This window comes from Enterobacter sp. A103 (genome assembly GCF_034427535.1).
GTDB lineage: Bacteria > Pseudomonadota > Gammaproteobacteria > Enterobacterales > Enterobacteriaceae > Enterobacter > Enterobacter asburiae_B.
Genome location: NZ_JAXQPQ010000001.1, coordinates 329,139 through 353,798, shown reverse-complemented (window position 1 = coordinate 353,798; position 24,660 = coordinate 329,139). Strand labels below are relative to the sequence as shown.

The following is a 24,660-nucleotide window of genomic DNA, read 5'->3' as shown; positions in this document are numbered from 1 at the left end:
CGTCTCCCACATCCACAAAGAACGGCTATCCTTTAATTATCAACAAAAGGAGGCAAAAATGTCTGATTTCGGTACTGATAAAAACACCCAGTTTGCTGAAGATAAAGCAAAAAATAAATTTGACGAGCTTGCAGGTTCCGCGCAGCAGCAGTTTGGTGAATTCGTTGATTCACCAAAGCATCAGGTAAAAGGTGCGGCCAGAAAATATGCCGCGCAGGCCAGCGATGCCGTTTCCGACGTCACTGAAGCTGTCAGAAATAATCCCCTCACCGGCCTCGTCGCAGCGGGTGCGGTCGGTATTGTTCTCGGCCTGCTGCTCGGTCGAAAATAATAAAAGGCCCTTCGGGGCTTTATTTGTTCTTAGCTAAACATTCTGACCATGCGGTCTAACTCCTCCTCTTTCACGGCACGCGATAAATAATACCCCTGAAAGTTTTTGACGCCCAGCGCGACTAATTTTTCAAACTTTTCTTCACTATCAACCCCCTCGGCAATACAGTCCGTACCGGTCATGTCGCTATAAATCTGTATCGCTTTAATCAGGTTATAGTCATTGTCGTTTGCCACAAAATGCTCAACGATGTCGCGATCCAGCTTGAGTCCATCAAAATGCACCTGCCGCACCGGGAACATGGTTTGATGGTTAGAGAAGCAGTCATCCAGAAACAATCGACACCCCGTATTACGCAAGTGCCGCATGGTTTCTGGGATCCTTTTGTCCTTCGTCACGTCAATATCTTCAGCAAATTCAAAGACCAGCTTCTCGGCCCACTGCGGCTTGAGCAGCATGTCGATAGCTTTCTTTGCCATATCAGGCAATGCATTTCCGGAGGCCAGACGAGGCGGAATATTCACAGAAAAATAGTATTTTCCATTATACTTATTAATCCCTGACACGGCGGCATGGATGACTAACGCCGTTATTTTCAACCATATTTCATGATTTGAAATATCCGTGAGAAAACTGGCCGGCTTGACAATTTTACCGTTTTTATTCCAGCGGATCAGTATCTCAAAGCCTACGCCCTTTTTGTCACGATCGGTAATGATCTGATAAGCGGGGAAGATCTCTTTTTTATATAATGCATTAAAAATTTCTGATTCTTTATCCGTAAAATCCGTATTTTGGTTCCGCCGCTTGATACGTCTTTCCGCGCTGAAATTGTGCGAATCGTTTAGCCACCGCTTAATTAAGCGTAATTTCAGCACGCCTTCCTTACGGTGGGTATAAACCGTTTTATTAGAAAGCCCCATTTCGTCGCACATTTCTTTTACGGACATGCCGCGGTAGAAATTTAATAAAACGTCAATTTCTCTTTTTGTTAGCCACTTTACGGTTTCTTGCGAAGAATTATCCTTGTAGCGATCGCGTAATAAGTACGAGCGATCTTTAAAAACATGATGGTGTGTATGAATACAGGTTATGACATCTGAAACGCGGGCCAGTCGAATCAATGATAATTGATAACTATTATTTAAAAGAGTGCCCAGGGTGCGATATAGCCAGCCATCCGGCAGGTCGCCATACAGGGTGACGCGTCGAATAACGGGAAGTGCATTGAGTACGGACGCCAGTCTCTTCAGGCTCTCCAGGAGGCTGACGATACCTTTTCCGAGAAACACCACAATATGAGCACTCTGATTTATAAGGATATTTTCAAGATCCTGTTGGGATACCTCATCCCCGTCAAAGTGAATATGCGAAGCCTGTATTCCGTACTGGTTAAGGATCAGACGATATCCCTGGAACGTAAAACCGCAGGCGGAGATGACAAATTTATGTTCATCGCACGCCTCATTTCTGAGAGAAATTGTGTGGGTCATAAACTGCTCCTGGGCACTGAGGCACCATTTCCATTTGTGAATACGTAAAATTTAACGCACCTGTTATAAACATTAATTTTACAGTACAGCTTTAGGGTAAGAAACAGTTATCCGCTGAACTCACAGGAACATCTTTGCGTTAATCACCGTCGTTTAAATATACTTTTCTTTGCAAATAACAACGGCAAATATCTTATTCTCAGGGTATAATGAAAATTCCGAAAAAGAAGAGTGGACACTTCATCTATCGGCTCATTCAAATACGAGAAAAATGCTATGGATAATCACATCTCATCCAGGGCCTTGCTACATCGAAGGGATGTTATAAAGAACAATCCGCGATTCGGTGAGGCAATATTAGAGCACTACACAATTAATGACACCATCTACAAAAAACAACCTTTGTTCTACAAGACAATGCTGCAGGAATCACGGTTTAACATTATTCTCTCCATGTGTTGTTTTATTTTTGGAAATCAGGCCGAGTCAGTTTCAGAGATTAAAGAGCTATGCTCTCGCTATAAAATAGCCAGCCCCAACAGCGTGATTGCGATCATTACGATACTGAGAACCACCGGGCGCATCAGGACCTGGCGCTGCACGGATGACCGACGCAAAACGAGAATCGCGCCAACCGAAAAAGGCTTGAATGAACTTAAGCGTTATATGTCCGGCGCTTTTTTGCCCGTCAGCATTCTTTATCCGGCATTTAATATTAATGTTAACCTGCTGGATAATGATATTTTGAGAAACAACTTTTTCCGCCGCGCGGCTGAATATCTTTTTCGGGGATTAACGTTCAGAAAGGTGTTGCCTGAGGTGGGATTATTTATCGATAAAGATGGCGGCCGTATGATTATGCTTTATATCTATCTGCAGGCCATGAAAAATAAATCCGCTCATGGTGCGGTCATTGACTATTCAGCCAGCACGCTCGCAAAGGAATTTTTTGTTTCGCGCATCCACGTCAACCGAATTGTCAAATCGGCACAAGAGGCGGGATATCTTAAAGATCGTGGTGATGGTCGGATGTCGATATACCCGGCGTTTATCGAACTTGTCGAAAATTATGCCGGTTTATATTTTGCGTATGTTACGCATTACATCAACGTTGTGCCTAAAGAGCGACGCCACGCTCACAACGTGACGTCAACCGTATAATCCAGCAGGCGTTCGGAGTTCCGAACGCCATTCCCCTATCGTTCCCGCAGCGCCTCTTTCGCCTTGTTCAGCGGTTTCAACAGATAATCCAGAATGGTTTTGCTGCCGGTTTTAATATCAACGGTGGCAATCATGCCCGGAAAGACCGGAAATTCCTGACCCTGCTTATTGGTCAGATGGTTACTGTCGGTACGGATATAGACGCGATAGTAGTAGACATCCCTTTTCACCTCATCCTGCAGGGTGTCCGGCGAAATCATGGTCACTTCCCCTTCCAGCCCGCCGTAAATGGAGTAGTCATAGGCCGTAATTTTCACCAGCGCTTTCTGGCCGGGATGGATAAACGCCACATCACGCGGCGAGATTTTCGCTTCAACCACCATCTGATCGTCAAGCGGGACAAGGCTCATCAGCTTGCCGTTCGGCGGAATAACGCCTCCCACGGTCGTGACGTCAATATCCTTCACGATCCCGCGAACCGGGGCATTGAAGGTCAGCCGGGTCAGGGAGTCCTCACGCCCTTTCATCACCGAACGCTGGGCCTCAATCTCCGCATTGGCTTTTGCCAGCTCTTCACGGGCGCGAACGTAATACTGGTTTTTCATCTCGGTGATTTTGTTCTCAAGCTCATTTTTTTGACGCTCAAGACGTAACACCTCAACCTTGCTGGCCGCCCCCTGGGTCACCAGAGGACGAGTTAACGACAGCTCGCGCTGCACCAGCTCGGCGCCCTGACGCAACCCGGCCAGCCCTTTTTCGAGGCTTTCACGACGGGACTGGTAGAGCGCCGTTTCCTGTTTGACCAGCTCAACGTCGTCATCCAGCTCCTCCGGAAACGCGAGCTCCGTGTCGTTCACTTCGGCCTTCAGGCGCGCAGCGGTTGCCAGCGCCGCATTCAGGCGAGACTCGCTCTCCAGCACGCTCGACTCGGTTTTTGTCCGGTCAAGCTGCGCGAGCTGCTGCCCGCGTTCCACGATGTCGCCTTCGCGCACCATCAGGCTGTGAATGATGCCGCCTTCCAGGGACTGGATGACCTGCTCATGCGAAGACGGTATGACCTTGCCGCTGCCGGTCGTCACTTCATCCAGATGGAACAGGCTTGCCCAGGCGATAAACACCGCCAGCAGGGCGAACAGGGACCATGCCACCAGCGACGAGCGCGGCAGGCGCGGCTCCTTCAGTCGGCTATTGAAACGAGAGAAATCATTCATGCCGCGCCCTCCTCGACAACCGCCGCTGGCTTCATGGTCACGGTGCGCTGCGCAGCTTTCTGCGGCGCCATGCCGTGCTGGTGCAGGATCGCATCGCGCGGGCCGTCCATCACCACCTTGCCGTTTTCCAGCACGATGATGCGGTCGACCAGGTCCAGGATCGGCAGGCGATGCGTCGCCACGACCAGCGTCCGGCGTTTACCCAGCCATTTGTGAAGATGCTGAATAAACTGCTTCTCGCTCATTTCGTCCAGCCAGGCGGTAGGCTCATCCAGCAGCAGGATAGTCGGCGAGGTAATCAGGGCTCGCGCCAGCAGCAGCGCCTGACGCTGGCCGCCGGAGAGGCCCGCCCCGCCCTCGTTGATGATGTAGTTCAGCCCCATTTTCTGCTTGCGCACAAACTCCAGCGCGCCGCTGTTAACCAGCGCCTGATGTATCTCATCGTCGGTGGCTAACGGGTTCCCCATCAGGATGTTGTCCCGCACGGAGCCAAAGAACAGCCGGGCCTGCTGGCTGAGCAGCTGCATGTCGCGACGCAGGTCGGCCGGGTCCAGATGATTGAGGGCGATATCGTCAAGCAGGATGCTGCCCTGCTGCGGCTCCTGCATGCCCGCCAGCAGCTGTAACAGCGTGCTTTTACCGGAGCCGTTGCGCCCGAGCACCGCCACGCGCTCTCCGGCGCGGATTTGCAGCTTGCTGATGTTGAGCACGGTGAGTTTTTCTTCCTCGTCGTAATAAAACCCGACGTCCTCAAGCGCATAGTCGCCGCGCAGGTGGGCTTTGTGCACCTTCTTGCCGTGCTGCGGATCGTCAATCGGGCGCTGCATGAGGTCGTCCAGCCCCTTGCGGGCCACCTTTGCCGACTGCCAGCGCGAAAGCACGCCTGAGATCTGCGACAGCGGCGCGATGGTGCGCGACGCCAGAATCGAGGTTCCCACCAGCGCACCGGTAGTCATGTCGCCGCTGATGACCAGGTAACAGCCCACCAGCAGTACCACCGCGTAGACGATGGACTGCACTTCCTGAGTCCATGTCAGCAGTAACCCCGTCAGCCAGCGCTGCTTCATGCCGACGCTGGCGGCAACGTCGTTGGTGTTATTCCACTGGTTCTGGAAACGCTGCTCGGCGCGCATCAGCTTGATGTCTTCAATGCCCTGCACCGCTTCCACCAGCGTGGCGTTACGGATGGCGGATTCACGCATCCCTTCGCTGGAGAGTTTCCCCAGCGGGCGCTGCACCAGCAGGCCGGGGATGAGCAGCAGCGGCACGGCGAGCAGGACCACCAGCACCAGCGGCCCGCCAATCATCCACAGAATAAAGACGAACAGCAGGAAGAACGGCAGATCGGAAATCGCCGCAATGGTGGTCGAGGTAATGAGCTCGCGCACCGACTCCAGCTCGCGGATCTGGGCGATAAAGGATCCGGTGGATTTGGAGCGTGCGCCGTTTTTAATCCGCAGCGCGTGGGCAAACACGCGTTCAGAGATACGCAGGTCGGCGCGCTTCCCCACCACGTCAGAAATATGCACGCGCAGCATGCGCATGATGAATTCGAACACGATGGCACTCATCACGCCGCCAAACAGGACCCACAGCGTGGCTTCCGACTGCGACGGTACCACCCTGTCGTACACCTGCATGGAGAAGACCATGCCGGAGAGCGCCAGCACGTTGGCAACCAGCGCCACCAGCATAATGTCGCTGTAGCGTCGCCAGTCCTTCAGCGCCAGCTGCCAGAACCAGTTTTTCTCATAGGGTTTGATGTAGTCGTCCACGCGGGCATCCGGCGTGGATTCAAGCGGGCGCAACACCATCAGCCCTTTTAACCGCGCCCCGAGTTCGTCACGCGTCAGCGTCGTCTCCAGCCCCGCGTCGCCGCTAAACTGCAGGCTGACGTTGCCTTCGCTGTCCATGCGGTTAATGACCGCGATTTGTCCGCCGGTGAATTCCGCCAGCAGCGGCAGGCGCCACGGATCGAGGGATACCGCTTCAGCCGCCACCATACGCATCCCCAGCCCAAGCTGGCGCGCCATCTCCTCCAGCACCAGCTGGCGCGGAGACTGGCTTTCATGGTTAATCGTGACCCGAACATGCTCCGCCGAAAAGTCCAGCCGGTAGTGTTTCGCGATGATGAGCATGCCCTGCAGCCAGGGTTCGTACTGTGGATGTGTCTTCATAATGCTACGTCCTGTCCAGAGCAGTAATTTCGCACTGAAATGATACCTTTACGGAATGATTAAAAATCGAACACTTTCTAAACGAGCCCGCAAAATAATCATGTGAAATATAGGGTTATGGCTATTCATGTAAAGAAACGCAAAAGGCCGCGGGGATCGCTCCCCGCGGCGTTGTTTTACGCAATTAACAGCTGATGGTTCGCCAGCAGCGTCGCCAGATCCGTCTGCACGCCGTTCAGGGTCACCAGCGTGGTTGGCGAGAACTGACCGCCGGTACCGTCCAGGTCAACCTGGATCTCGGTATTGCTGCCGTTCTGCACCACGCGGATGTAATCGCTGATATTGCCCGCGCTGCTGTCCAGGGTGGCGACGCCGTTCACGTAGCTCGCCGAGCCCGTGCCGGTATAGCCGCTGCCGGAGAGCAGATCGCGCAGATCAATGCGATCCGTGTCCGCGGTCCCTTCCCAGGTGCCGACCGTAAAGCCGTTCACCACGTCGTGGCCGTTACCGCCCGTTGCATCCGAGGCGTTGATCAGCTTGTAGAGCAACGTATCGTGACCGCCGCTGCCGATGTTGAAGGTGTCGTTCCCACCGCGGCCTTCGAACTGGTTATCACTGCTGTTGCCGGTAATGACGTCGTCGAAGTTCGAGCCGTTGATCCCCTCAATGTTGAGCAGTCGTGACGTTCCGAACCCGGTGTCCTGCGCGGTAGAAAGGCGCAAATCAACGGTCACGCCGGAGGTCGCATTGCGGTAATCCACCACGTCCATCCCGCCGGTGTTGCTCCAGGTGTCGTAGTCGGAATGGGTATTCCAGCCGCCGGAGCCGTTGTAGGTATAGGTGCCATCCTCTGCGATAAAGGTGTCGTTATACCCGGTCCCGGTGATCGTCCCGCTGTGGCCGCCGGTGGCCGCTTCGGCCGTCAGGACGTAGCCCTCTTTGCCGTTGCCCGCTTCAAGACCGCTCCAGGTGACGTTATCCGACACGCCGTTGGTGATCTTCAGGATCTCGGCCGAATAGGTTTCATTCGGATCCAGCCCGTAGAAGCTCACCAGCGCAGAAGTATCGTTCGACCCGATACCGGACTGGGCGTTGATGATCTGCGAGGCCACCAGGACGCCCGCGGCGTTGTACAGATTGACCGTATTGCCGTAGTAGGCGTTGATGCCCTCGCTGTCGACAATGTGCAGGTGCATCGCGGTGCCGTCAGCAATGGTTTTGCTGTTTTGCACCAGCACCACCTTGCCGTTCTGCTGAGAGACCAGCAGATCCTGCGCGCCGTCCCAGTTGTAGTCGACTGCGGCCACACCGGTAACGTTCGCCAGGCCGGAAGCCAGCTGGCTGGAGGTCCAGGTGGAACCGTAACCGTTGTTGGTGAACAGCGTTGCCGTCTGCGAGCCGCCGTAGGTGCTGAGCTTGATGATGTCCATCTGCCCGTCACCGTTCCAGTCCACCGCCACCGACAGATACCCCGCCGTGGCGTTAGAGGCTTCCACCGCGCTCTTGGTGGCAGAGAGCTTCCCGGTACCGTCGTTGTAGTAGATCACCCCGCCGTTGTTGTTGTAGCTGCTGCCCAGGTACAGATCCATGTAGCCATCGCCGTTGAAGTCCGCCCACGTCATGGACGCCGCCGTGGTGGTATTCGAGGCGTTTGCCACAAACACGTTGGTCAGGTTCTGACCGATAGAGAGCGTGCCGTTGCCGTTGTTGTTGATCACGGTTAACGAGTACGCGCCGCTGCGGTTGGTGTGCTGAACGATATCCACCGTGCCGTCGTTGTTCAGGTCGACGCCGGAGATTTCACGCCCGGAATCGAACTGGCCGTAGAAACCGCCTTCGCCACCGGTGCCGTCCGGCGACAGAACGCCGTTGTTGTTCACCAGGTAGGTCAGTGAGTCCATGCCGGCATCACCGTACGCCAGATCCAGATAGCCATCGCCGGTTTTGTCGTAGGCAATCACGCCGCCGTACCAGATGGTGGTGCCCATCGCCAGCTGGCTGGCGTTATAGGTGCTGCCATCGTAGGTCCACATCACCTGCGTTGACCCGGCGTAGGTATTTTCCGTCGCGAAGATATCCTGCGTGCCGTTACGGTCAAAGTCGGCGGCGGTCTGGCTCACCACGTAATAGCCGCGGGTATTGGTCAGCGCATTTCCGGCATAGGTCGAGCTATCGCTGCTGGAGTATGACTGGCCGTTAGCAATGATATTCCACAGACCGCTGCTGTTCATGCCGAGGGTCATGGTGGAGTTGTTGCTGTTCCCCGCCGTGGTTGCCCAGTCGGTATTCACCGAGGTGGTATCAATCACCAGGCTGCCGGTCGCCGTACCGGTGGTATTACCGTTCCCCGCGCTGCTCTTCACCTGCGCCGTCACGCTGTAGCTCGACACGCTCAGCGCATCGCCGTCCGGGATCTGCAGATACCAGGTGTTATGATCCGGATCGACCACCACTGCGCCGCCGGTCTGGGAGGTGTAGGTTTTTCCGTTCACCGTTACCACCAGGTATTCACCGTTCACCAGGTCAGCGGAGACGGTACCGCTGACAATCGGCGTGGTGTCCGACGTGGTCTGCGCGGTAATCGCCGCCGTGGTGGTCGGGATGCTGGTATCAACGTTCAGCACAAAACCGTCGGATTCCGTGTAGTTACCTGCCCTGTCGGTGACGCGCACAATGTAGGTGTGGTTGCCGTCGCTCAGGCCGTTGTCCTGGAAGGACCAGCTTGCGCTGCCGTTCATGGTCACCTGGCCGAGCAGGACCCCGTCACGGTAGAGCTGCACAATTTCACCGTCGTCCGGGGCGCGGTTAAGCGTGCCGTTGATCAGCGGCGAGTTATCGTCCGTTGCCACCGCGCTGCCAAAGGTCCCCTGACGCTCGCCTTCGCCGTCGGTATAGCTCACTACGGTTCCCACCGTGGTTGGCGGCGTGGTGTCCACCGTCACAACCTGAGAGGCGGTGGAGCCGACGTTGCCCGCCTGGTCGATAATCCGCACCTGGTAGGTGTAGTCCCCGTCAGCCAGATCGCGGGTATCGGTGTAGCTCCAGCGCTGGTTGGTGACCGTGGCGTCTGACCAGGTGTTCCCGCCGTCCAGACTGATCTGTACGCGCTCGTCGTTTGCCAGCGCGCTGCCCAGCGAACCGTTGATGGTCAGCGTGGTGTCCATGGTGATGAAATCACTCCCGGACTGGCCGGTATCTTCGCTGATGCTGTCGATGGTGATGCCGTACTGCGGCGCCTGCGTATCCACCGTCACCGCCTGCGAGGTGGTTGCCCCGACGTTCCCCGCCTGGTCAACGACCCGCACCTGGTAGTTATGGCTACCGTCGGTCAGGGTGCGCGTGTCGCTGTAGCTCCACTGCGTACCGCTGACGGTGGCGTACACCCAAGTGCTGCCGCCGTCCATGCTCACCTGCACGAATTCACCCGCGCCAAGCTCTGCGCCGAGCGTTCCGTGCAGCGTGTACGAGGTCGAACTGGTCAGGAAGTCGTTATTGTCGAAGCCGGTATCCACGGTAATGTTATCCACGGTTACCGTAATCGCCGCATCCGGGGCGACCGTATCGACGGTCACCTGCTGATGGGCGCTGGCCCCCACGTTGCCCGCCGCATCCACCACGCGAACGTAGTAGTCATAGGTCTGGTTACCCAGCGTGCGGCTATCGACGTAGTACCAGCTGTTGCCGGTGACAATCACGTTCTGCCAGGTGACGCCGCCGTCGATGCTGATCTGGGCATATTCGCCGTCGGCCAGCGTCGCGCCGAGCGAGCCGTGCAGCGTCAGGGACGTATCGTTGGTGATAAAGTCGCTGCCGCTCAGGCCGGTATCGTCGCTGATGCTGTCGATGGCGATGGTTTTGCTGGCGTCGGGCGCAACCGTATCAATGGTCACCACCTGGCTGGCGGTGGCGCTGATATTGCCCGCGTCGTCAATCACGCGCAGCTGGTAGTTGTAATCCCCGTCGGCCAGCGTGCGGCCATCGACATAGGTCCAGCTCAGGCCGCTGACGCTGACGTCTGTCCAGGTAACGCCGCCGTCGAGGCTGATCTGCGCGTGGTCGCCGCTGCCCAGCGCCGCGCCGAGCGTCCCTTTCAGGCTGATCTGGCTGTCGCTGGTGATAAAGTCGCTGCCGGACAGACCCGTATCCTGGGTGATGGAATCCACAGTAATGGTCGTCGCCGCAGGCTTCGTCTGATCGATCACCACGTCCTGGCTGTCCGTCGCCCCCACGTTGCCCGCGTTATCGATAACGCGCACCTGATACTGATACGTACCGTCCGTCAGGGTGCGGCCATCGGTGTAGCGCCAGGTGGTGCCGGTCACGGTCAGGTCAATCCAGGTGGTGCCGCCGTCAAGGCTGATCTGCGCCTTCTCGTTATTGCCGAGCTGCGCGGTCAGCGAGCCGTTGACCACCACCTGGCTATCGTTGGTGATGAAATCACTCGCGCTCAGGCCGGTGTCGTTTTGCAGCGAATCAATGCTGATGCCCATCGACGGCGCGGTGAGATCCACGGTGACGGTGTGGTTATCGCTGCCGCTGTTGCCGATGGTGTTGCTGACCTGCGCGTTAATCACGTACGAACCGCCGTCCGCCAGCGCGGTCACGTCTGCGCTGCCGACCGTATAGCTCCAGCTGCCGTCATTCTGGACGGTCGCCGTGTAGGTTTTACCGTTCAGCGTGATGGTCACCGTCTGGCCCGCCGGGGCGTCGGTGGTGCCGCTGACGACCAGCGGCGTGCCGTGCTCGGCGGCGTTGACGATATCGTCCTGCGCAAAGGTGTTGATGGTGATGGTTGGGACATCGCCGTTCAGCGTCACGTCGTGCGTCGCGCTGCCCGGGTTGCCCGCCCTGTCGCTTACCGAAGCGGTGATGGTGTAATCCCCGTCGCTCAGGCCGAGGAAATCACGGCCCGGCACGAAGACCGACCACGAACCGTCCGCCCCGACGGTCGCCTGATAGCTGTGCCCGTTGAACGAGACGGTCACCGTCTGGCCCTGTTCCGCCGTGGTGGTGCCGCTGATGGTCTGGCCCGCCAGCTGCTCCGCGTTGTTGACGATATCGTCATCGGCCACGGTGCTGATGGTCACGGTTGGCGCGACGGTATCGACCGTTAAGGTGTGCGTGGTCTGGCCGTTATTACCCGCTTTATCGTCGACCGAGGCGGTCACCGTCAGCCCGCCCTGGCTCAGCGCAGCCAGATCGGCAGCCGGAACATCCAGCGTCCACGTCCCGTCGTTCGCGACGGTGGCAGTGTAGGTTTTGCCGCCCAGCGTCACGGTGACGGTCTGGCCCGCTTCCGCGCTTGAAGAGCCGTGCACGGTCAGCGGCTGCTGCGCTTCAAGCGCGTTCAGCATGTCGTCACCCGACAGCGTCGCAATGCTCACGACCGGCGCAGTGGTATCCACGCTGATGCCGTGGGTCGCCGACGCGCTGTTGCCCGCGCTGTCCTGCGCCGAGACGGACACCTGGTAGCTCGCGCCATCGGCCAGGGCGCCCACGTCGGCGGCCGGTACGGTGGTCGTCCAGCTGCCGTCGCTCTGGATGGTGGCCGTATAGCTCTTGCCGTTCAGCGTCACGGTGACCTGCGTCCCGCTGGCGAACTGGGCGCTGGAGCCGTTAATCACCAGTGGCGAACCGGCTTCAGCCGCGTTGATGACGTCATCGCCGCTGAGGGTATTGATGGTCAGCGCCACGGAGGCCGTGTTCACTACCACGTCGTGGGTCTGGGTGCTGCTGTTGCCCGCGCTGTCGGTAATCGTCGCGCTGAGGGTCACGGTGCCGTCGGTCAGCGCGGAAATCACGCTGGCCGGCACGCCCACGCTCCAGTTACCGCTGGCGTCAACGGTGGTGGTGTACTGGTTCGAACCGATGGTGATGACCAGCTTATCGCCGACGCTCGCGCCGGTTGCCGTGCCGCTGACGATCTGCGCCTGCCCGTGCTCCACGCTGTTGATGACGTCATCGCCCGCGACGGCGTTAAAGCTGACGGTCGGTGGCGTGGTATCAAGCGTAATCGCTTTACCCGCGCTGCCCGGGTTACCCGCGGCGTCGCTCACGCTGACCTGCACGGTGTAGCCGTTATCCGCCAGCGCGGACAGGTCGGAGCCAGGCACGTTCACGCTCCAGATGCCGCCCTGCTGCACCTGCGCGGTATAGCTCTTACCGCCCAGCGTCACGGTGATCGTCTGACCGACTTCCGCCGTGGTGGTGCCGGAAATGGCCACGCCCGCAGCCGCTTCGCTGGCGTTAATCACGTTATCGCCTGCGACCGTATCGATGGTCACGGTTGGCGCGGTGGCGTCCACGCTGTACTCGCGGCCAGCCGAGGCGCTGTTGCCGTGCGCGCTGGTGACGCTCACCTGCACGCTGGCATCACCGTCCTTCAGGCCCGCGAGATCCGCAGACGGCACGGTGGCCGTCCAGTTACCGTCGGCATCGACTTTTGCGGTGTACGTCTTGCCGCCGAAGGTGATGGTAACGGTCTGGTTTTCCTCCACGTTCGAGGTGCTGCCGGACAGCACCAGATCCGCGCCTTTCTCCGCCGCGTTAATCACGTCGTCGGTGGCAATCGCATCGATGCTGATAGCCACCGCTGACAGATCGACGGTCACGTCATGGCTGATGGTCACCGGGTTACCCGCCGCGCTCTGGCCTGCAGCGGTCACGGTGACCGTGCCCGCTGCCAGGGCCCCGACGTCTGCCGCCGGGATCGCCGCGCTCCATGTGCCGTCTGCCAGCACGGAGGCCGCATAGGTTTTGCCGTTGACGGTCACGGTGAGCGTGGTGCCTGCCGCCAGCCCGTCGCTGGAGCCGGTAACGATCAGGTTCTGTCCATGCTCGATGCTGTTGATCACATCGTCGCCCGCCACGGTATCAATGCGCAGACCCGGCAGGCTGGCGTCGATAACGATTTCGCGCTCGCCCGCGCCGGTATTGCCGTGGCCGTTGGTGACGGATGCTGACACCGTCAGGTCACCGTTGCCCAGCGCCGTCAGGACGGATTCCGGCACGTTCGCGGACCAGGTGAGATCGCTCTGCACCGTTGCGGTGTAGCTGTTGCCGCCAATGGTGACGGTGACGGTATTGCCCGCTTCCGCGTTCGCTACCTTACCGCTGATGGTCTGGCCCGCGGCCACTTCCGCCGCGTTAATGACGTTATCGCCCGCCACGGTATTGATGGTGACGGTCGGCAGCGCGGTGTCCACCAGCAGGGTCGCCGTATTACTGACGCTGTTGCCCACGCCGTTGGTTGCAGTCGCGCTCAGGGTGTAATTCGCTTCGCCCAGCCCCGCCAGATCCGCTGCCGGAACCGTCAGGCTCCAGGTGCCGTCCGCCGCCGTCGTGGCCGCGTAGTTTTTACCGTTCAGGGTCACGGTCACCACGGTGCCTTCCGACAGGTTGGCGCTGGTGCCGCTGACGCTCAGATCCTGACCTTTCTCCACCGCGTTCAGCACGTTGTCGCCGCTGATGGCGTTGAACGCCACGGACGGCAGGCCGGTATCGACGGTCACGTTATGGCTGCCGGTGCCGGTGTTGCCCGCCGCGTCGGTGACTGATGCAGTCACGGTTACGGTGCCGTCGCTGAGGCCGGAAATGACGCTCTCCGGGACGCCTACGCTCCAGTTACCCGCCGCGTCCAGCACGGTGGTGTAAGTCTGGCCGCCAATCGTGACGGTGACCTTATCGCCCGCTGCCGCGCCGGTGGCGGTGCCGCTGACGATATGCGCCTGGCTGTGTTCTGCGAAGTTAATGACGTCGTCGCCCGCCACGGTGTTGATGGTCACCGCAGGAACGGTCACGTCCACCGTCAGATTGCGATCGGCCGACGCCGGGTTGCCCGCCTTGTCGCTGACGCTCGCCGTCACGGTGACGCTGCCGTCGCCGAGCGATGCCAGATCCGCCGCCGGAACGCTCAGCGTCCAGCTGCCGTCCGCGCCTGCGGTTGTGGTGTAGTCTTTGCCGTTCAGCGTCACGGTCACGGTCTGGCCCGCTTCGGCGGTGGTAGTGCCGGACACGGTCAGATCGGACTGCGCTTCTGCGGCGTTCAGAATATCGTCAGCCGCAAGGGCATGAATGGTCACGGACGGCGCGGTCGCATCGACGCTGTACTCGCGGCCTGCCGAGGCGCTGTTGCCGTTGACGTTGGTGACGCTCACCTGCACGCTGGCGTCACCGTCCCTGAGGTGTACCAGGTCCGCAGACGGTACGGTGTAGGTCCAGTTACCGCTGTCGTCCACGGTAGTTGTGTAGATTTTGCCGTTCAGGCTGATGGTCACGGTCTGCCCGGCTTCCACGTTGGTGGTCGCACCGGACAGCACCAGATCCGCGCCCTTCTCCGCCGCGTTAATCACGTCGTCGGTGGCGATGGCGTTGATGCTGATGGCAACGGTCGCCAGATCTACCGTCACGTCGTGAGTGATGGTGATCGGATTGCCCGCAGAGCTGTCGCCGGTCACGCTGATTTTGACGGTGCCTTCCGGCCACGCGCTCACGTCGGAGGACGGGATCGCCGCGCTCCAGGTGCCGTCCGCCAGTACGGTCGCCGCATAGTCTTTACCGTTGACGGTGACGGTCAGCGCCGTGCCTGCCGCCAGCCCGTCGCTGGAGCCGGTGACGATCAGGTTCTGCGCGTGTTCGATGGTGTTGACCACGTCATCACCCGCGACGGTGTCGACGCGCAGGCCCGGCAGGTTAGCGTCGATAGCGATTTCGCGCTCGCCGGTGCCGGTATTGCCGTGGCCGTTGGTGACGGTCGCCGTTACGCTCAGGCTGCCGTTGCCCAGCGCGGTCAGCACGTCGGACGGCACGTTCACGGACCAGGTCAGATCGTTCTGTACCGTTGCGGTGTAGCTGTTGCCGCCAATGGTGACGGTGACGATATTGCCCGCTTCGGCATTCGCCACGGTACCGCTCAGGGTCTGGCCTGCCGCCACTTCCGCCGCGTTGATGACGTTGTCGCCCGCCACGGTGTTGATGGTGACGGTCGGCAGCGCGGTATCGACCAGCAGGTTCGCGGTGTTGCTCACGCTGTTGCCCACGCCGTTGGTGGCGGTCGCGTTCAGGATATAGTTGGCCTGGCCGAGACCGGCCAGATCCGCTGCCGGGACGGTCAGGCTCCAGGTGCCGTCCGCCGCCGTCGTGGCCGTATAGTTTTTGCCGTTGAGGGTCACGGTCACTACGGTGCCTTCCGCCAGGTTGGCGCTGGTGCCGCTGACGCTCAGATCCTGACCTTTTTCAACGGCGTTCAGTACGTTGTCATCGCTGATGGCGTTGAAGGCCACCGATGGCAGACCGGTATCGACGGTCACGTTATGCGTGCCGGTGCCGGTGTTGCCCGCCGCGTCGGTGACTGACGCCGTTACGGTTACGGTGCCGTCGCTGAGGCCGGAAATCACGCTCGCCGGTACGCCCACGCTCCAGTTCCCCGCCGCGTCCAGCACGGTGGTGTAGGTCTGGCCGCCGATGGTGACGGTCACCTTATCGCCCGCTGCCGCGCCGGTGGCGGTGCCGCTGATGATTTGCGCCTGGCCGTGTTCTGCGAGGTTAATGACATCGTCGCCCGCAACGGTATTGATGGTCACCGCAGGCGCGGTGATATCTACCGTCAGGTTGTGATCCACGGACGCCGGGTTACCCGCTTTATCGCTGACTGATGCGGTGACGGTCACGCTGCCGTCGGTTAATCCAGCCAGATCCGCCGCCGGGACGTTCAGCGTCCAGCTGCCGTCTGCGCTGACGGTTGTGGTGTAGTCTTTGCCGTTCAGCGATACGGTCACGGTCTGGCCCGCTTCGGCGGTGGTGGTGCCGGATACGGTCAGATCGCTCTTCGCTTCGGAGGCGTTCAGAATATCGTCGGTCGCCAGGGTATTAATGGTCACGGACGGCGCGGTCGCATCCACGCTGTACTCGCGGCCCGCCGAGGCGCTGTTGCCGTTGACGTTGGTGACGCTAACCTGCACGCTGGCGTCGCCGTCTTTCAGGCCCGCCAGATCCGCAGACGGCACGGTAGCTGTCCATTTGCCGTCGGCGTCCACCGTGGCGGTGTAGTTCTTGCCGCCAAAGGTAATGGTAACGGTCTGGTTTGCTTCCACGTTCGAGGTGGTGCCGGAGAGCACCAGATCCGCGCCCTTCTCGGCCGCGTTAATCACGTCGTCGGTGGCGATGGCATCAATGCTAATGGCAACGCTCGCCAGATCCACCGTCACATCGTGGCTGATGGAGACCGGGTTACCGGCGCTGCTCTGGCCCGATACGGTCACGGTAACCGTGCCTGCGGCCAGCGCACCCACGTCCGCCGCCGGGATCGCCGCGCTCCAGGTGCCGTCCGCCAGCACGGTTGCCGGATAGGTTTTGCCGTTGACGGTCACGGTCAGCGCCGCGCCAGCCGCCAGCCCGTCGCTGGAGCCGGTGATAATCAGATTCTGCCCGTGTTCGATGCTGTTGATCACGTCGTCACCCGCCACGGTGTCGACGCGCAGGCCCGGCAGGTTAGCGTCTATCACAATTTCGCGCTCGCCCGTTCCGCTATTGCCCACGCCGTTCGTGACGCTGGCTGACACCGTCAAATCACCGTTGCCCAGCGCGGTCAGCACGGATTCCGGCACGTTAACGGACCAGGTGAGATCGCTCTGCACCGTAGCGGTGAAACTTTTACCGCCAATCGTCACGGTCACGGTGTTGCCCGCTTCGGCATTCACCACCTTACCGCTGATGGTCTGCCCGGCTGCCAGCTCCGCCGCGTTAATCACGTCGTCACCTGCAATGGTGTTAACGATCACGCCCGGCAGAACGGATTCCACGTTCACGGTGTGCGACGCGCTGGTATTGTTGCCGACGCTGTCCGTTGCTGAGGCGGTGACGGTATAAAGCGCCTCGCCCAGCTGACCAACCTCGTTCGCCGGAACGGTAGTCGTCCATTTTCCGTTATCGTCCACCTGCGCGCTGTACGCTTTGCCGTTCAGCATCACGGTCACCACCGCGCCTGCCGCCAGGCCGGAAGCCGTACCGGAGATCGTCAGATCCTGGGTTTTCTCGGCGTTGTTGATCGCATCATCACCGGAAACGGTGTCAATGGTCAGCACCGGCGCGGTCAGGTTCACCTCTACGCCGTGCGTGGCGCTGTTGCTGTTGCCCGCTTTATCGGTCAGCGCCGCGGTAATAGTGTGATCCCCGGCGGCCAGCGCGGTTACGTCTGCCGCAGGCACGCCCACGCTCCAGTTGCCTGAGACATCCAGGGTGGCGGTGTACGATTTGCCGTTGAGCGTGACGGTGACCACATCACCGGCCGCCGCACCGGTCACGGAACCCGTGACAATCAGTGCCTGCGCATGCTCGGCGCTGTTGATCACGTCGTCGTCGGAAACGGTGTGGATGGTCAGCTGCGGAACGGTGGTATCGACCAGCACGTCGCGATCCGCTGAGGCCGGGTTGCCCGCCTTATCAGACACGGCGGCGCTGATGGTGTAGTTGTCGTCGGTAATGCCGCTCAGATCCGCGGACGGCACGGTCACGCTCCAGCTGCCGTTTGCCTGCACGGTGGTGGTGTAGTCCACGCCGTTCAGCGTCACGGTGACGGTCTGGCCCGCTTCGGCGTTGGTTACGCCGTTAACGACCAGATCCTGCTGCGCTTCGGCGGCGTTGATGATGTTGTTGTCGCTGACGATCTCGATAGATACCGTCGGCGCGGTGGCGTCCACGCTGTACTCGCGGCCCGCCGACGCGCTGTTGCCGTTCACGTTGGTGACGCTCACCTGCACGCTGGCATCGCCGTCTTTCAGGCTGCCCAAATCGGCGGACGGTACGGTCGCCGTCCAGTTGCCGCTGGCATCGACCGTCGCGGTGTACGACTTGCCGCCGAAGGTGATGGTGACGGTCTGGTTTTCTTCCACGTTGGAGGTCGAGCCGGACAGCACCAGGTCCGCGCCTTTCTCAGCCGCGTTGATTACGTCGTCCGAGGCAATCGGGTTAATGCTAATGGCGACTGCCGCCAGATCCACCTTCACGTCGTGGCTGATGGAAACCGGATTGCCCGCCGCGCTCTGGCCTTCCACGGTCACGGCAATCGTGCCCGCATTCAGCGCGCTGACGTCTGCCGCCGGAATGGCCGCCGTCCAGGTGCCGTCTGCAAGCACGGTTGCGGCGTAGGTTTTACCGTTGACGGTCACCGTTAACGCCGCGCCCGTTGCCAGGCCTTCGCTGGAGCCGGTGATAATCAGGTTCTGAGCGTGCTCAATGCTGTTGATGACATCGTCGCCCGCCACGGTGCCGACCCGCAGGCCAGGCAGGTTAGCGTCAATAACGATTTCGCGCTCGCCGGTTCCGCTGTTGCCGTGGCCGTTGGTGACGCTGGCTGACACGGTTAGATCGCCGTTCCCGATGGCGGTTAAGACCGTGGACGGCACGTTGACCGACCAGCTCAGATCGTCCTGAACCATCGCGGTGTACGTATTGCCGCCAATTGAAATCGTGACGGTGTCACCGCTCGCCGCACCGCTCACTTTGCCGCTCAGGGTCTGCCCGGCAGCCACTTCCGCTGCGTTAATGACATCGTCCGTGGCGACAGGGTTGATGGTGACCTGCGGCAGCGCGCTATCGACCAGCACGCTGTGGCCGGTGCTCGCGCTGTTGCCCGCGGTGTCGGTTACGCTCGCCGTCACCACGTAGCTTGCTTCGCCCAGCGCGGAGACGTTTGCCGCCGGAACGGTGATGCTCCAGTTCCCGCTAGCGTCGGTGGTGGCCGTATAGCTGATACCGTTCAGGGTCACCGTAATGGTGGTTCCGTCCGGCTGGTTGCTGGTGCCGGACACCAGCAGATCCTGGCCTTTCTCGGTCGCGTTGATCACGTCGTCAACCGCCAGTGTATTGATGGCAACCACCGGCGCGATCAGGGAAACGTCAAACTCGTGCGTCGCGGTGGTGCTGTTACCGGCTTTATCGGTAAGTGTCGCGGAGATGGTCTGTTCGCCGTTAACCAGCGCGCCCACGTCCGTCGCCGGAACGCCCACGCTCCAGCTGCCGGACGCGTCCAGCATGGCGGTGTAGTCTTTGCCGTTCAGGGTCACGGTAATCACGTCACCCGCCTGCGCGCCCGTGACCTTACCGGAGACGATCAGCGCCTGGCCGTGCTCGGCAATATTCACTACGTCGTCGCCCGCGACGATGTTGAACGAAATCTGCGGTACGGTGGTGTCGACCAGCACCGCGGAGCCCGCGCTGGCGGGGTTGCCTGCTTTGTCGGACACGGTCGCCGTCACCGCCGCGCTGCCGTCGGCGATGCCTGCCATATCCGCCGCCGGAACGTCGAGCGTCCAGCTGCCGTCCGCCTGCACCTGCGCGGTGTACTGATTGCCGTTGAAGGTCACGGTGACCGTCTGGCCTGCTTCGGCAGTAGAGGTGCCGCTCAGGGTCAGATCCTGCGCCGCCTCTGCCGCGTTCAGCATATTGTCATGGCTGATGGTGTTGATGGTCACCGTCGGCGCGGTAGTGTCGACGCTGAATTCCTGCGCCGAAGACGCCGCGTTGCCGTTCACGTTGGTGACGGTTACCTGCACGCTGGCGTCACCGTCTTTCAGGCCGCTCAAATCGGCTGCCGGAACGGTCCAGGTCCAGTTGCCGTTAGCATCCACCGTCGTGGTATAGGTTTTACCCGCAAAGGTGATGGTTACGGTCTGACCCGCTTCCACGTTGGAAGTCGTGCCGGAAAGCAGCAGGTCCTGGCCTTTTTCCGCCGCGTTGAGCACGTTATCGTCGGTCACGCTGCTGATGGTGATGGCGACAGGCGCGAGATCGACGTCCACAACGGTGCCGATAGTCACCGGGTTGCCGGAAGCATCCTGCGCGCTTGCCTTGATATCCAGCGAACCGTCCGCCCACTGGGAGACATCGGCCGCCGGTACCGCCGCCTGCCAGGTGCCGTCCGCCAGTACCGTTGCGGAATAATCTTTGCCGTTGATGGTCACGGTCACGGTGCTGCCCGCCACCAGATCGGTGCTGGTACCGGATAAAATCAGGTTCTGAGCGTGTTCAATCACGTTGATCACGTCGTCACCCGCCACGGTATCAATACGCAGTCCCGGGAGCTGGGCGTCGATGGTGAAGTCGTGAGAAGAAGAGCCGGTATTGCCGTGCGCGTTGGTCACGCTGGCGGATACGGTGAGGTCGCCGTTACCGAGCGCGGTTAACTGGCTCTCGCTTAACGGCAGGCTCCAGGTCAGATCGTCCTGCACGGTAGCCGTGTACGTCTGGCCGCCAAGGATAATAGTGACAGTGTCACCTGAAGCCGCGTTCGTCACTTTACCGGTCAGGGTTTGCCCTGCCGCCACTTCCGCTGCGTTAACGATATTGTCGCCCGCCAGGGTGTCGATCGTTACTACCGGCAGCGAGCTGTCCACCAGCACGTCATGCGAGGTTGAGGCGCTGTTGCCTGCGCTATCCGTGACGCTCGCCGTCACGGTGTAATGGGCTTCTCCCAGCGCGCTTACGGCCGAGGCCGGTACGGTCACGCTCCAGTTTCCGCTGGCGTCAGCGGTGGCGGTGTACTGAATGCCGTTCAGGGTCACCGTAATGGTCGTGCCTTCCGGCTGGTTGCTGGTGCCGGAGAGCAGCAGATCTTCGCCCTTCTCGGTCGCGTTGATCACGTCGTCCGCCGCCAGCGTGTTGATACCGATGACAGGCGTCACGGTATTCACCACCACATCCAGCGAACTGCTTCCGGTGTTGCCGGATCGGTCGGTCACGGAGACGTCGATGGTCCAGGTGCCGTCAGTCAGCCCCTGCACGACGGACGCCGGCAGGCCAAGGCTCCAGTTCCCCGCCGCATCCACCACGGTGGTGTAATCAACGCTGTTAATGGTGATGGTGACCAGGTCGCCCGCTGCCGCACCGGTGACGGAGCCGCTCAGGATCTGCGCCTGTGAATGGGCGAGCTGGTTAACGGTGTTGGTGTTGGTGACAAAGTCGTTAATGGTCACCTGCGGTACGGTGGCGTCCACCAGACCCACGCGATCGGCGCTGCTGGCGTTGCCCGCCACGTCGCTGACGGTGGCCGTCACGGTCACAATGCCGTCGTTAAGGTCACCGACGTCTGCCGCCGGGACGCTCAGCTGCCAGGTACCGTCCGTCTGGACCGTGGTCTGATACGTTTTGCCGTTCAGCATCACGGTGACCGTCTGGCCTGGTTCCGCACTGCTGCTGCCGCTTAACAGTAAATCCTGCTGCGCTTCAGCGGCATTGATGATGTTGTCGGCGGTCAGGTTATCGAGCGTAATCGCCGGAGGCTGCGTATCCACCGTGACCACGCGCGCGGCGTCGGCGCTGTTGCCGCTGACGTTAGTGACGCTGACGCTCACCTGCGCGCGCCCGTCGATCAGGGTTTCCATGGCGCTGGCGGGTACGGTCAGGCTCCAGGAGCCATCCTGCTGCACCTGCGCGGTGAAGGTCTGGTCGGCGAATTTCACCACCACGGTCTGCCCCGCCTCCACGCCCTGCGTCTGGCCGGAAAGGGTTAAATCACCGCCTTTTTCTGCCGCATTCAGCAGGTCATCGCCGGAGACGGTATCAATGGTGACCGCCACGGCGTTCAGATCGAGTTCAATCGGGTGTTCAGCCGCAACGGGATTGCCCCAGGCATCTACCGCGCTGACGCTAACCGTCATGCCGCCCGCCGTCCAGGCCTGCAGGTCCGCCGCCGGAACGCCGATCTGCCAGCTGCCGCTGGCGTTAACCGCGGTGACGTACTCCACATTGTTGATGGTGACGACAATCTGCGTGCCCGCGGCCAGATGGGTGCTGGAGCCGGTGACGCTCAGATCCTGCTGCTGTTCGATGGCGTTGATCACGTCATCGCCGGAAATGGTGTTCACGCGCAGGCCCGGCAGCTCCGCGTTGATGTTGATATCACGCTCGCCGGTGCCGGTATTGCCGTGCCCGTTGGTGACGGACGCGGTGAAGGTTAAATCCCCGTCGCCGAACGCCTGAAGATCCGCTGACGGGATTTTCACGCTCCAGGTCAGGTCGCTGCCAACCGTTGCGGTGTAGCTCTTGCCGCCTGCGGTGATGGAGACGGTATCGCCCGCCGCCGCGCCGGTAACGCGACCGCTGAGGGTTTGATCGGCGCCCGCTTCGGCGTTATTGACCAGGTTGTCGCCCGCAAACGTATTGATAATGACCTGCGGAAGGACGGTATCCACCAGCAGATTAGCCTCGGCAGAACCGCTGTTACCCACGCTGTCGGTCCCGCTGACGCTGACGCCATAAAGCGTGTTCGCCAGATTCAGGACGTCGGAAACCGGCACCTGGACCGCCCAGATACCGTTTTCGACGGTGGCCTGATAGCTGACGTTGTTCAGCGTCACGGTGACGGTGGAGCCGTCCGGCAGGTTGCTGGTGCCGGTCAGGCTCAGCGGCTGCATCGCCTCCTGGGCATTAAGGACGTTATCCTGGCTGATGGCGTCAATCGTAAATTCCGGCGGGTGTCCGCTCAGCGTAATGCCGTGCGTGGCGCTGCCGGTGTTGCCTGCCGCGTCAGTGACGGAAACCGAAAGCGTGTGGTTGCCTTCACCCAGCGCGCCCAGCACGGACGCCGGAACGCCCACGCTCCAGCTGCCGTCCGCCAGCACCACGCCGGTGAAGGTCTGGCCGCCAAGGGTCACGGTGACCACATCGCCCGCGGCGGCACCGCTCGCCAGGCCGGAAATAATGTGCGCCTGGCCCTGCTCGCTGATATTGAGGATATCGTCGCCCGCCACGGTATGGATGGTGACGATCGGCGCGGCGGTATCCACCGTGAAATCTGCCGTCACGGACGAGCCGTTGCCCGCTTTGTCGCTCACGTTAACCGTCAGGGTGTGATTACCCTCACTCAGCGCCTGCACGTCGTTCACATCAAGCGTGACGGACCAGGTGCCGTCGCTGCCCACCGTGGCGTTATAGTTTTTACCGTTCAGCGTGACCGTGACGATCTGACCGGCTTCCGCATTCGTTTTACCGGTCAGGGTCAGCGGCTGGCTGTGCTCAGCCGCATTAATGATGTTGTCCTGCGCGAGGGTATCGACAGAAAGGGTTGGCGCGGTGGTATCCACCCCAATCGTCTGGCTTCCGCTAACGGTGTTACCCGCCGCGTCTTTACCGCTCACGTTGACCGTCCAGGTACCGTCGCCCAGCGCCTGCGCGTCCGCCGCAGGCACGTTAACACTCCACGCGCCGTCTGCCCCGACTTCAGCCGCGTAGGTTTTGCCGTTCAGCGTCACGGTGAGTGCGGTACCCTGCGCCAGGTTTTTGCTGGCACCGGAAAGCGTAAAGCCCGCGGATTGCTCGCTGGCGTTCAGCACGTTATCGCCCGCCGTGGTGGCCAGCGTAATGGCGGCGTCGGCGGTAGAGACCGTCACGGTGATACTGCCCGCAGAGGTGGTTTTACTGCCGTCGATCTGCACGACGGACCAGGTGTGTTCCCCGTCCGTCTGGGTCGGTAATATTACCGTCCAGGTGCCGTCTTTACCGACCATGGCGCTGGCAATGGTGCTGCCGCTGCTGTCTTTGATCTGGATGGTCGCGCCCGGCTGACCGGTGCCGCTAAAGGTTGGGTTGCTGTCGTCCGTGATCTCGTTTGCGCTCAGCACGCCCTGCTTGTCACCCGCTTTATCCGACAGCAAGAAGGTCGGCGTGGCGCTTTCAACTTCTTTCGTATTATCAATGACTTTTGTTTTAGTTTCGCCGTCACCGCCGTTTGCCAGCAGTGCCCCGATGGCACCGCCGCCTAACGCAGCCCCCGCAATCCAGCCCCACGGCGCGTCGCTTAAAACACTTTCCTGCTCGAGGAAAGGTTGAATGCTGCTAATCGGTGTGGCCTGCGCGGTTAACTCGGTCACCGCAGCGCCTGACGCTTCCCCGGCATCAGCAAAAGAAATATGCGTCAGTTCCTGACGGTCGTTGAACACCAGCTCTGACTGATTATGCGTTTCTGGATCTTCGACAAAATAGTTATTGCAGCGAATAACGCTGCCATCTTTCATATAAATGAGGAGATCTTTACCCTGGCGGACATAACGCGCCACATCCTGAGCAGAGCCCTGGATTTCAATCACGCTCGGCGATGAAATAGAGACCGACAGATTTCCTTCGCCGGTTAATTTCGTTTTCTCCGCCGTTTTGCGAATGATGACATCAACAACTTTCATGTTACTCATATTCTTCTCCTTGCAGGTGTACGGATTCCTGTGGATATGTCCACCAGACGGATGTAGCTATCCCTGGGAAAAAACACCCATTATTTTCAGTCTTACTTTGCGCAA

The 24,660-nt window shown here is 60.2% G+C and carries 6 protein-coding genes; 2 read left to right on the top strand and 4 right to left on the bottom strand.

Annotated elements, in window-relative coordinates; genetic code table 11:
• The first annotated feature begins 58 nt into the window (after nucleotides 1-58).
• Entirely contained in the window at nucleotides 59-331 is a 273-nt protein-coding gene (locus tag SPH27_RS01675; RefSeq protein ID WP_048977815.1) for a DUF883 family protein, read from the top strand.
• A gap of 29 nt (nucleotides 332-360) precedes the next feature.
• Here the strand turns inward: SPH27_RS01675 and SPH27_RS01670 are convergent, their stop codons facing one another.
• Nucleotides 361-1,824: an EAL domain-containing protein gene (locus SPH27_RS01670; RefSeq protein WP_182072719.1), complete on the bottom strand. Its 1,464-nt coding sequence runs from the start codon at nucleotides 1,822-1,824 to the stop codon at nucleotides 361-363.
• 276 nt (nucleotides 1,825-2,100) lie between these two features.
• On the opposite strand from SPH27_RS01670, the gene SPH27_RS01665 reads away from it, so the two are divergent.
• Nucleotides 2,101-2,985 (top strand): MarR family transcriptional regulator, encoded by an 885-nt coding sequence (locus SPH27_RS01665; protein WP_087822542.1) that lies wholly within the window; start codon nucleotides 2,101-2,103, stop codon nucleotides 2,983-2,985.
• Nucleotides 2,986-3,020: 35 nt separating this feature from the next.
• Here the strand turns inward: SPH27_RS01665 and SPH27_RS01660 are convergent, their stop codons facing one another.
• From SPH27_RS01660 to SPH27_RS01650, 3 genes are all read right to left on the bottom strand, one after another.
• Nucleotides 3,021-4,196 (bottom strand): HlyD family type I secretion periplasmic adaptor subunit, encoded by a 1,176-nt coding sequence (locus tag SPH27_RS01660; protein WP_029740549.1) that lies wholly within the window; start codon nucleotides 4,194-4,196, stop codon nucleotides 3,021-3,023.
• On the bottom strand, nucleotides 4,193-6,373 hold the full coding sequence (locus tag SPH27_RS01655; RefSeq protein ID WP_182072717.1) for a type I secretion system permease/ATPase: 2,181 nt from the start codon (nucleotides 6,371-6,373) through the stop codon (nucleotides 4,193-4,195). Before SPH27_RS01655 ends, SPH27_RS01660 begins: the two co-directional genes overlap by 4 nt.
• Before the next feature lie 176 nt (nucleotides 6,374-6,549).
• On the bottom strand, nucleotides 6,550-24,555 hold the full coding sequence (locus tag SPH27_RS01650; protein ID WP_322435570.1) for an Ig-like domain-containing protein: 18,006 nt from the start codon (nucleotides 24,553-24,555) through the stop codon (nucleotides 6,550-6,552).
• Between the last annotated feature and the right edge of the window lie 105 nt (nucleotides 24,556-24,660).